This is a genomic window from Streptomyces kebangsaanensis, from assembly GCF_001906585.1.
GTDB classification, from domain to species: domain Bacteria; phylum Actinomycetota; class Actinomycetes; order Streptomycetales; family Streptomycetaceae; genus Streptomyces; species Streptomyces kebangsaanensis.
The window spans coordinates 1-10,308 of the sequence record NZ_JUJA01000137.1; the positions used below are offsets into that span (position 1 = coordinate 1).

The following is a 10,308-nucleotide window of genomic DNA, read 5'->3' on the forward strand; positions in this document are numbered from 1 at the left end:
GGGAACCAGCGGTCGATCACGACGAGTTCGCGCCCGTACCAGGCGCACTTGTACTCCAGCATGGAGCGCAGTTCCGCCCACGACGCGTCGGAGATGGCGCGCGCGAGCCTGCCGTTCCTCAGCAGGTTGCGGACGGTGAGGTCCTCGATCACGACCGTTTGGTTCTCACGGACGAGCCGAGTGGTGAGCTTGTGGAGGAAGTCCCGCCGCCGGTCGGCGATCCGCGCGTGGACGCGGGCCACGCGGCGGCGGGCCTTGGCCCGGTTGTTCGAGCCCTTGGCCTTGCGGGACAGTTCCCGCTGAGCCTTGGCCAGCCGGGCGCGGTCGCGGCGCTCGTACTTCGGGTTGGCGACCTTCTCCCCGGTCGACAGGGTCACCAGGGACGTGATGCCCGCGTCGATGCCGACCGCCGCATCCGGGGCGGGGGCCGACGCGATGGTGTCCTCGCACAGCAGGGACACGAACCAGCGGCCCGCAGCATCGCGGGACACCGTCACCGTCGTGGGCTCCACACCCTCCGGCAGAGGACGGGACCAGCGGATGTCCAGCGGCTCGGCCATCTTCGCCAGTGTCAGCCGTCCGTCGCGCCAATTGAAGGCGGAGCGGGTGTACTCGGCCGACTGCCGGGACTTCTTCCGGCTCTTGAAACGCGGATACTCGGCGCGCTTGGCGAAGAAGTTCCCGAACGCCGCTTGAAGGTGACGGAGCGCCTGCTGGAGCGGGACGGAAGGCACCTCGGCCAGGAAGGCCAGTTCCTCGGTCTTCTTCCACTCGGTCAGCGCGGCGGAGGACTGGACGTAGGAGACGCGGCGCTGCTCGCCGTACCAGGCCCGCGTGCGCTCCTGAAGCGCCTTGTTCTACACGAGGCGGACACAGCCGAACGTGCGCGACAGCTCCGCTGCCTGCTCGTCCGTGGGATGGAAGCGGTACTTGAACGCCCGCTTGACCTGCCGCGTCACACCTCACATACTATCAGGTCTTGTGTGAACCAAGGGTGTCGACCGGTGGTCGGCAGACGCCGGATCGCCCTGGCGACGATTCGGCTTCCCTGCCCTGCTCCGCAGGGGTCCGTTTCTCCCCCGCAAGCGGGCGGTACCCCCACCCCGCCCTGAAGGCCGGCGTATTCACGGAGGAGTCCCGATGTCCGGCACAGCCGCCCCCAAGCACTACGCACCCCGGTGGAACAACGACACCCGCCCGGCTCCGCCCGCCGTCGGTGGCGAAAGGGAGATCCTGAGCGCGGTCCTGGACTGGCACCGGGCCACCTTCGAGCTCAAGTGCGCCGGCCTGCCTCCGGAGCGGCTGTCCGAACGGGCGGTGCCGCCGTCCGGTCTGTCCCTGCACGGCATGGTGCGGCATCTGGCCGGTGTCGAGCGCTGGTGGTTCCGCATCCAGTTCGCCGGCGACGACGTTCCGATGCTCCACTACTCCGACGACGACCCCGACCAGGACTTCGACAGCCTGGACGGTGACGTCGACGAAGCCTTCGCCGTCTGGCGGGCGGAGTGCGAGCACTCCAGGCGGATCACGGCCGCTGCCGCGTCGCTGGATGAGACAGGGATCCGCAAGAGGACCGGCGAGCCGATCTCGCTCCGAAGGATCATGGTGGACATGATCGCCGAATACGCCCGGCACAACGGCCATGCCGATCTCCTGCGCGAACGCATCGACGGTTCCACCGGGATGTGACCTGGCGAGGGAAGTCCTCCACCCGTGAGACTTGACGAGTTCTGGTTCCACAGAAGGGTGAAAACGCTCAAGCGCACCAAGTACGGCAGGGCCCCCTTCGGATCCTTCCTGGAGCGGTGCGAGAAATTCGTTGGACATCGCATGGATCAGCGGCGAGCGTTGACGGGATGTGGCAGGAGGAGATCTGGGACGCCGATGCCGCCCAGCGCTATGACACGCCCGGCTTCGGCATGTTCGCGCCCGAGATCCTGGGGCCGACCGTGGACCGCCTCGCCCGGCTCGCAGGGGACGAAGCAGCGCTTGAGTTCGCCATCGGGACCGGCCGGGTAGCCGTCCCGCTCGCCGAGCGGGGAGTCTCCGTCACCGGCATCGAGCTGTCGCTGCCGATGGTGGAGCAGTTGCGGACCAAGGTCGACGAAGCAACGATCCCCGTGTTCATCGGCGACATGGCGACCACCGTCGCCCCCGGGAAGTACACCCTCGTCTACCTCGTCTACAACACCATCTCCAACCTGCTGACCCAGGACGAGCAGGTCGAGTGTTTCCGCAACGCCGCCCGCCACCTCACGCCCGGTGGGCGGTTCGTGATCGAACTCTGGGTACCCGAGCTGCGCAGGCTCCCACCGGGCCGGACGGCCACCGTCTGGCAGTCCGACCCCGGCTACATCGGTTTGGACACCTACGACGCCCTGCGCCAGCACGTGGTGTCGCACCACTTCCACTTCGACGAGACCCAGCAGGCCCGGTTGTTCCGCAGCCCCCATCGCTACATCTGGCCGGCCGAACTCGACCTCATGGCCCAGCTGGCCGGATTCGAACTGGAGGCCAGACACGCGGACTGGTCCGGAACCGAATTCACCGCCGAGTCGCGTTCTCACGTCTCCGTCTACCGAATCCCGCCGACGCGGTGGCTCCGCGCCGACGCTTGCACCCGCGGACCCGATCAGCTCCGGTGAGCCTTTCCGTATCGGACATGGCCGAGATCGACCGGTGTCACCGGACAGGTCCTCCGGCGACCACCATCGCCACCGGAGGATCTTGTCCGCGACATGTGAGGCGGCGAGATCACCGACCGGGTCCAGGACCGCGACTCTGGCTGCTTGTCCGGGTACCCGCATCGGGCCGGCCTGCCAGTGCCCCGCGCTCGCCGCCGAGCCCGGTCGTGGCCGCCCGCCGACGCGGTCGAGGGCGCTGGTTCGCGGCTGGCCCCACCAATGACCAAGGGGATGTTTCGGATTTCTTCGAAACATCCCCTGAGTTGTGACTCCTACGAGTCGGGACGACAGGATTTGAACCTGCGACCCCTTGACCCCCAGTCAAGTGCGCTACCAAGCTGCGCCACGTCCCGGTGTGCTCACACGTGGTGAACCGCGTGCTCGCTGAGATCACTTTACCGCACCTCGGGGTCCGCGCCGAAGCGGGGACGGGTCCGGGGGACAATCGGCGTATGAGCAGCACATCCAGCAGCACATCCAGCAGCGCGTCCTCCGGCGGGCCGGCCGGTGCGCGGGACCGGGACGGTGAGGGGCGGGCGCGCAACGCGCGGCCGCGGGACGGGCTGGGGCGGCCCCTTCCGTACGGCACCGACGGTGTGCCCCGGCAGCCCGAGGGCGTGGTGCGCACCCCGGAACAGACGGTCGCCGAGGCGCAGGCGCTGCTGGACGCGGGCAAGCCCTTCCACGCGCACGAGGTCTTCGAGGACGCCTGGAAGTCGGGGCCGGAGGCGGAGCGCACCCTGTGGCGCGGGCTGGCCCAGCTCGCGGTGGGACTCACGCACGCGGCTCGCGGCAACGTCACCGGTGGTGCCCGGCTGCTGCGGCGCGGGGCGGGGGCCGCGGAGGAGTGGGTGGCGGACACCGGGGAGCGGACTCCGTACGGCATGGACGCCCCGGGGCTCGTGGCGTGGGCGCGGGAGCTGGCGGATGCCGTGGAGAGCGGGGCGGCGGGTGCCGTGGACGCGGCGGAGCGGGCGCCTCGGCTGCGGGGCGGGGCGTAGCGCCGGGTAGGAGCGTGGTGCCGGGTAGGGGCGTGGTGCCGGGTCGTCAGTGCCGTACGGCAGACTCGGGGCGTGCGAAAGATTCATGTCATCGGCATCGGCGCGGGCGACCCGGAGCAGTTGACCCTGCAGGCGGTCAGGGCCCTGCGTGACACGGACGTGTTCTTCGTCCTCGACAAGGGCGAGGTGAAGTCCGACCTCGTCGAGCTGCGCCGGGACATGCTGCGCACGCACATGCCCGAGGGGACGTACCGCGTGGTCCGGGCGCGCGACCCGGAGCGGGACCGGTCGGCGGGCGGCGCCGCCTACTCCCCCGCCGTCGGGGACTGGCGCGGCGCCCGTGCGGACATCTACCAGCGGCTGATCGCCGAGGAGCTGGACGAGGACGGGACCGGCGCGTTCCTGGTGTGGGGGGACCCGGCGCTGTACGACAGCACGATCGGCATCCTCGAGGAGGTGCTGGCGCGGGGCGCGGTGGACTTCTCGTACGACGTGGTGCCCGGCATCAGCAGCGTCTCCGCGCTGGTGGCCCGGCACCGTACGGGGCTCAACCGGGTCGCCCGGCCGGTGCAGATCACCACGGGCCGGCGGCTCGCCGAGGGGTTCCCGGAGGGGGTGGACGACGTGGTGGTGATGCTGGACGCCCACCAGACGTTCCGGCAGTACGCCGACCAGGACATCGACATCTACTGGGGCGCCTACATAGGCACCCCGGACGAGATCCTCGCCGCCGGCCCGATCGCCGAGGCCGCGCCGCGCATCGAGCGGCTGCGGGCCGAGGCGCGGGAGCGCAAGGGCTGGATCATGGACACGTATCTGCTGCGGCGGCGCCCGGAGCAGTAGGCGGCCCGAGCCACTCCAGTACGGCGGTCACGTCCGGTACGGCGGTCAGCCGCGGCGGCAGCGGCGGGCGCCGTACGACGACGACCGGCAGCCCGAGGCGGCGCGCGGCCGAGAGTTTGGCCGCCGTGGCCGCGCCCCCGCTGTCCTTGGTCACCAGCACGTCGACGCGGTGCGCCCTGAGCAGCTCCGTCTCGTCGGCCTCGGTGAACGGTCCCCGGGCCAGTACGACCCGCAGGTTGGGCGGCATCGGCGGCTCGGGCGGCTCCACCGACCGTACGAGGAAGTGCGGTTCGGTCAGGTGGGCGAAGGCGGCGAGGCCGAGCCGTCCCGTGGTGAGGAAGACCCGGCGGCCCAGCCGGGGCAGCAGTCCGGCCGCCGCGTCCAGCGAGTCGACGGCGTGCCAGCGGTCCCCGGGGCCCGGCCGCCAGCCGGGCCGGCGCAGTACCACCAGGGGCACGCCGGCCGCCGCCGCGGCCCGCGCCGCGTTCCGCGTGATCGCCTCGGCGAAGGGGTGCGTGGCGTCGACGACGGCGTCCACGCGGTGCTCCCGCAGCCACGCGGCCAGTCCCTCCGCCCCGCCGAAGCCGCCGACGCGCACCTCCCCGTCCACCGCGCCGGGCCGCGCCACCCGCCCCGCCAGTGAACTGGTCACCCGCACGCCCTCGCGCAGCGCGAGCACCGCGGCCAGTTCACGCGCCTCGGCCGTGCCGCCGAGGATCAGGACGTGGGAGGGCATGACGTCGAGGGTACGCGGGGTCATGCCCTCCGGGGCGGGTGCAGGCCGTGTTCGGACAGGGGGCCCACGGTCCAGCCGGCCGCGCGGCAGGTGGTGATCAGGGCGGGGAGGGCGGCGAGGGCGGCGCGCCAGGAGCCGGGGGACGAGGCGTGGTCGGAGTCGTGGAGGAGGACGGTGCCGCCGCCGCGCAGGCCGGCGGTGACGGTGGTGTGGACGGCGGCGGCGGTGGCGTCCGGCGTCCAGTCCCGTCCCCAGGCGGTCCACAGCACCGGTCGCAGGCCGGCACGCCGGGCGGCGGCCCAGCGGCCGGAGGTGAGGATGCCGTAGGGCGGGCGGTACCAGTACGGCTGCCGGCCGGTCGTGTCGTACAGGACGCCGGCCGCCCGCGCCGTCTCCCGCAGGTCCCGGCCCGGGGCCGGCAGCCAGGGGCGGCTGTGGGTCCAGCCGTGCACGGCCAGTTCATGACCCCGTTCCGCCATGTGCCGGGTCAGCTCGGGGTACCGGGCCACCCTCTCGCCGAGGACGAAGAAGGTGGCGCGCACGGCGAGCCGGTCCAGCTCGTCCAGGAAGTGCGGCGTACAGGCCGGGTCCGGGCCGTCGTCGAAGGTCAGTGCGATGTGGTCGGGGCGGCCGGTCCCCGCCAGGCGCGGGAAGCACAGGGCGCGGAAGCGGGGCAGCCAGGTGGCAGCCGGGACGATGTGCGCGGCCGCGACGGCGGCGACGGGCGCGAGGGCCGCCGCCGTGGTCCGCACGGCACGGCTGCCGGGTCCTCCCGTCTGTGGTCTCCTCACGGGTGCTCCGCCTGTGCCCTTCCCCGGCCGGGGACCGTGCCGTGCGCCGGCTCGGTGTCCCACTTGCCCGACACGGCGGGAGAGCGGGCCAGGCCGACCGTGCCGGCCGCGAGGAGGCCGATGCCGATGGCCTCGGGCAGCAGGCGCACGCCCAGGGCGATCTCTTCCCCGAACAGGGCCACTCCGAGCGCCACGCTCGTCACGGCGTCCCCGAGGGTGAGGGCGGGCTGGGAGGCGACCAGGGTGCCCGCGTGGAAGGCCAGCTGGAGCAGCCCGAAGGCGGCCAGGCCGGTGGCCGCCGTGGCGTACGGCGTCCAGTCGGACGCCAGCACGGCCAGACCCTGCGGATACAGTCCCGTCACCTCCTTGAGGAGGGCCGCCGTCACCGCGAACAGCACGGCCGACGCCAGACCGAGTACGGCGGCCCGGGGCGGCCCCGTGACCAGCCGCGCCACGACGAGCAGCACGGTCACCAGGCACGCGAGGGCGATGCCGACCGGGATCCAGCGTCCCGCCTCGGCCGTGGCGCGTCCGGCGGAGGGCGCGGCGGCACCGAGGAAGAGGGCCAGCCCGGCGGCCAGGGCCAGGAAGGACAGCCAGGTGATCCGGTCCGGGCGCCAGTGGAAGACGACACTGCCCAGCATCAGTGTGAACAACAGTTCGGTGGCCAGCAGCGGCTGGACGAGTGACAGGCTGCCGACGGCCAGCGCCGCGGCCTGCAGCACCGCGGACCCGGCCAGCAGGGCCGCCCCGGCCAGCCAGAACCGCCGCCGCCTCGCGCGGACGGCCCGAGAACCTGCCGTCGGACTCCCGCCCGCCGGCCCGCGTCCGCCGCCCGGCGCCCGTACGGCCGACCCGTCCGCTCCAGGTCCGTCCGGCGGGGCCGCCGGCCCGTCCCCGGCCTGTCGGTGCCCCGCCTCCCGGGCGCCCCGCTCGCCCGCTCCGGGGCCGTGCGGCTCCTCGGCGGCCCTTCCGGCGTCGCCCGGCTCCCCGGCGTCCGCGGCGTCCGCGCCACGCCCGTCCCCCTCTCCCCCGACGTCCCCCTTCTCCTCCCTTTCCGTCTTTTCCGTCGCCGCGCGCCTCATCAGCACCGACGCCGCCGCGTTGGCGAACGCCGCGAACAGTGCGAGGACGACGGTGAGCGCGTTCACCCCGTGCGTCACCCGAAGCGTGCGGCGAGGCGGCGGTACAGGGCGGGCGCGGCGCCCCGGACCCGGCCGGGCAGACGGGTCCAGCCGGGGACGTACACCTCGTCCCGGCCCCGGGACACCGCCTCCCACACCGCGTCGGCGACCCGGCTCGCCGGGACGGGCCTGGGCCTCGAACGCCGGTAGGGCACCCCGCGGCGGTCGAAGAACGGCGTGTCGACCACTCCGGGCACCACGTGGCTGATGCCGACCCCGGTGCCGCGCAGCTCGTAGCGCACGGCGTCGGTGAAGGTGCCGAGCGCGGCCTTGGCGGCGGAGTAGACCGCCTCGTCGCGGACGCCGACCGTGCCGGCCAGGGAGCCGATGACGACCACGCGGCCCGTGCCCCGCCCGACCATCTGCGGCAGCAGCAGCCGGACCAGGTGCAGGGTGGCCAGCACGTTGACGTCGAACACCTCGTCGATGGCGCGCTGCGGCATGGTGCTGAACGGCCCGGCCCAGCCGATGCCCGCGCCGGCCACCAGAAGGTCCACGCGGCCGACGCTGTCGAGCGCGAACTCGGCCAGCCGCCGCTCGGCGTCCTGGCCGGACAGGTCCGCCGGGTAGGCGACGGCGGAGGTGTCGCGGGCGACCTCCTCCAGCCGGGCGCGGTCGCGTCCATTGAGCACCAGCCGCCAGCCGCCCTCCGCGGCGAGCCGCCGGGCGACGGCCGCGCCGATCCCGGACGAGGCACCGGTCACCAGCGCGCCCCCGCCGGGCGCCGCCGGGCCGGTGGGCCGACGGCGCGCGGTGCTCGGCGCCGCGGGTGCCTCGAAGGGCTCTCCGGAGCCGGACCGTGCGCGGGAGGGGGCGTGGGACATCGGGACGCACCTCGGGGGTCGGACGGGGCCGGGGCCGCCGGTGCGGCCCCGGCGGTCCGGGACGGCCCGCAGGGTGGTGAAGTATCCCGGCGGCCGTGCCCGAAACCTGGGACGGGCGACAGGGTGTGCCTGCCGTTTGACTGCGGTGGGTGAGGGTTACTCACTTCCAGTGTCGTCCGAATCGTCCGTACCGCCACCGCTGCCCGCCGCCCGGGGACCCGTGGCCGGCCGCCCGCCCACCCGCCCCGGCCCGGTGACGCCCCCGGAGGCCGAGCGGCTGCTCGTCGTCTCCGCGAGCATGGGGGCGGGCCATGACACCGTGGCCGCCGAGCTGGCCCGCCGTGCCCGCACCGCCGGCAAGCAGGCCCGGGTCGTCGACGTGCTGGCCCTGCTGCCGTACGGCCTGGGCGGCGGTCTGCGCGGCTTCTACCAGGCGGCCGTCCGTGAGGCCCCCTGGGTCTACGCCGGTGTCTACGACCTCTTCCTGCGGCCCGGTCCCAGGCCCCGTCCGAGCGGTACCCCGCTGGCGCGGCTCGCGGGGGGCCGGCTGATGCGCCTGGTGCGGGAGTGGCGGGCCGATGTCGTGGTGCCCGTCTTCCACCTGGCGGCCCAGCTCACCGGCCATCTCCGCACCCGTGGGGTGCTCCAGGTCCCCAGTGCGGTGGTCGTCGTCGACTTCGCCGTGCACCGGCAGTGGCTGCATCCGGGCAACGACCTGCACCTGTGTGTCAGCGAGGAGACCGCTGACGAGGTCCGTCGGGGCATCGGCCGGCCGGCGGAGGCGACCGGCCCGGTGGTGGCACCGGAGTTCTTCCCCGAGGGGCCGGGAGCCGAGGAGCCGGGAGCCGAGGAGCCGGGAACGGCCGGCTGGCGGCAGCGGATCCAGCGGTACGGCGGCGGCCGGCCCGCGGTGCTGGTCTCCGCGGGCGCCTGGGGGGCCGGCAGCCACCTGCCCGGCACCGCGCGGCTGCTGGCCGCGCACGGCTTCCTGCCGGTCGTCCTGTGCGGACGCAACGAACGCCTGTGGCGCGCGCTGTCCGGTACGCCGGGTGTCCTCGTCCCCGGCTGGGTGACCGACATGCCGGACCTGCTGCGCGCCTGCGCCGCCCTGGTGGACAACGCGGCCGGTCAGACGGCCGTCCAGGCCCTCGCCGCCGGCCTGCCGGTCATCGGCCACCGCCCCCTGCCCGGACACGGCGCGGAAGGCGTGCGCCGCATGGCGGACCTGGGCCTGTGCGACCACGCCCCCGACGAGCCCGCCCTCCTGCGCTCCCTGACCCGCCTCACGGAGCCGGGCCCACGGCGCGCACAGCGGATCGCGGCCGGCCGGGCCCTGTTCCGGGAGGACGCGCTGTCCCGGCTCGTACGGGTCCGGGCGGCGGGCCACCCTCGGTCCTGAGCCGACGGGAGGGACCGCAGGGGCGCGGTCAGCGGACGTCCATCCGGCCGACGTGGGCCACGTTGTCCCGGTCCTCGGTGTCCTCGCTCGGTGCGGCGGTGAACCAGGCGTCGAGGATCTCCTTCAGGAGCGGTTCGGAGGTCAGTCTGAGGCCGAGGGCCAGGACGTTGGCGTCGTTCCAGCGGCGTGCCCCGTCCGCCGTGTAGGCGTCGGTGCACAGGGCGGCCCGTACGCCGGGCACCTTGTTCGCGGCGATGGACGCGCCCGTGCCGGTCCAGCAGCACACGACCGCCTGGTCGGCCCGCCCGTCGGCGACATCGCGGGCGGCGGCCTCCGAGCACGCCGCCCACCGCGGGTCGTCACCGGGGCGCAGCGCGCCGTGGGTCACCACCTCGTGCCCCCGCTCGCGCAGCAGCGCGACCAGGGAGCGGGCGACGGGTTCGTCCATGTCGGAGGAGACGGAGATCCGCATGCCCCGGAGCCTACGCAGCGCGCCTAGAAGAACGCCATCCCGACGAGCAGCGCCAGGGCGAACAGGGCGGCGCCGCCCACGACGGCGGCCACGCCGAAGTGGCGCCGCAGCGAGGAGCGCAGGCCGGGGCGGCGCGGGGGGACCCGGTGCACGCTGGTGTTCCAGCCGCCGTCCCCGGCGCCCGATGCCGGTGCCGATGCCGGTGTCGGCGTCACCGCGGCACGGGCGGGCGCACCCCGGCGGCGCGAGGGCCCGGTGCCCCGCTGCTCGGGCGCGCGGCGGCGTCCCTGGCCCCCGCTCCGGCCCCCGCCCGTCCGCTGCGCCTCACGGCCTTGGGACGGGAATGCGGCCGGCCGCTCCGGGGGAAGCGGCTC

The 10,308-nt window shown here is 74.2% G+C and carries 10 protein-coding genes, 1 tRNA gene and 2 pseudogenes; 5 read left to right on the forward strand and 8 right to left on the reverse strand.

Features of this window, described 5'->3' with window-relative positions; genetic code table 11:
- Positions 1 to 959 (reverse strand): annotated as a pseudogene (locus RH94_RS19775) (RNA-guided endonuclease InsQ/TnpB family protein); the annotation flags it as partial.
- 181 nt (positions 960 to 1,140) lie between these two features.
- On the opposite strand from RH94_RS19775, the gene RH94_RS19780 reads away from it, so the two are divergent.
- Entirely contained in the window at positions 1,141 to 1,689 is a 549-nt protein-coding gene (locus tag RH94_RS19780) for a DinB family protein (protein WP_073948861.1), read from the forward strand.
- A gap of 167 nt (positions 1,690 to 1,856) precedes the next feature.
- On the forward strand, positions 1,857 to 2,645 hold the full coding sequence (locus tag RH94_RS19785; protein WP_073948862.1) for a class I SAM-dependent DNA methyltransferase: 789 nt from the start codon (positions 1,857 to 1,859) through the stop codon (positions 2,643 to 2,645).
- Between the two features lie 318 nt (positions 2,646 to 2,963).
- Here RH94_RS19785 and RH94_RS19795 read toward each other — a convergent pair.
- Positions 2,964 to 3,037: transfer RNA gene (locus tag RH94_RS19795), tRNA-Pro, on the reverse strand.
- 99 nt (positions 3,038 to 3,136) lie between these two features.
- Here RH94_RS19795 and RH94_RS19800 point away from each other — a divergent pair.
- On the forward strand, positions 3,137 to 3,685 hold the full coding sequence (locus tag RH94_RS19800; protein WP_073948863.1) for a DUF309 domain-containing protein: 549 nt from the start codon (positions 3,137 to 3,139) through the stop codon (positions 3,683 to 3,685).
- Between the two features lie 72 nt (positions 3,686 to 3,757).
- Positions 3,758 to 4,528: a precorrin-6A synthase (deacetylating) gene (cobF, locus tag RH94_RS19805; protein WP_073948864.1), complete on the forward strand. Its 771-nt coding sequence runs from the start codon at positions 3,758 to 3,760 to the stop codon at positions 4,526 to 4,528.
- On the opposite strand, the gene RH94_RS19810 is transcribed toward cobF, so the two are convergent.
- From RH94_RS19810 to RH94_RS19825, 4 genes are read right to left on the reverse strand one after another with little or no spacing between them, the layout of a single operon-like run.
- Positions 4,488 to 5,264, reverse strand: coding sequence for a cobalt-precorrin-6A reductase (locus RH94_RS19810; RefSeq protein ID WP_073948920.1), 777 nt, complete (start codon positions 5,262 to 5,264; stop codon positions 4,488 to 4,490). The two genes, cobF and RH94_RS19810, sit on opposite strands and share 41 nt — an antisense overlap.
- A 20-nt stretch (positions 5,265 to 5,284) precedes the next feature.
- Positions 5,285 to 6,016 carry a polysaccharide deacetylase family protein gene (locus RH94_RS19815; protein ID WP_107428767.1) on the reverse strand — a complete coding sequence of 244 codons (732 nt, stop codon included), beginning with the start codon at positions 6,014 to 6,016 and terminating at the stop codon, positions 5,285 to 5,287.
- Between the two features lie 35 nt (positions 6,017 to 6,051).
- Entirely contained in the window at positions 6,052 to 7,206 is a 1,155-nt protein-coding gene (locus tag RH94_RS19820) for a DMT family transporter (protein ID WP_234425896.1), read from the reverse strand.
- Positions 7,207 to 7,214: 8 nt separating this feature from the next.
- Positions 7,215 to 8,063: an SDR family NAD(P)-dependent oxidoreductase gene (locus RH94_RS19825; protein WP_073948866.1), complete on the reverse strand. Its 849-nt coding sequence runs from the start codon at positions 8,061 to 8,063 to the stop codon at positions 7,215 to 7,217.
- Between the two features lie 169 nt (positions 8,064 to 8,232).
- Between RH94_RS19825 and RH94_RS19830 the strand changes: the two genes are divergently transcribed.
- Positions 8,233 to 9,462, forward strand: coding sequence for an MGDG synthase family glycosyltransferase (locus tag RH94_RS19830; protein WP_407697334.1), 1,230 nt, complete (start codon positions 8,233 to 8,235; stop codon positions 9,460 to 9,462).
- A gap of 28 nt (positions 9,463 to 9,490) precedes the next feature.
- Here the strand turns inward: RH94_RS19830 and RH94_RS19835 are convergent, their stop codons facing one another.
- Positions 9,491 to 9,934, reverse strand: a complete 444-nt coding sequence (locus tag RH94_RS19835) for an RpiB/LacA/LacB family sugar-phosphate isomerase (RefSeq protein WP_073948867.1) — start codon at positions 9,932 to 9,934, stop codon at positions 9,491 to 9,493.
- A gap of 23 nt (positions 9,935 to 9,957) precedes the next feature.
- Positions 9,958 to 10,308 (reverse strand): annotated as a pseudogene (locus RH94_RS43950) (serine/threonine protein kinase); the annotation flags it as partial.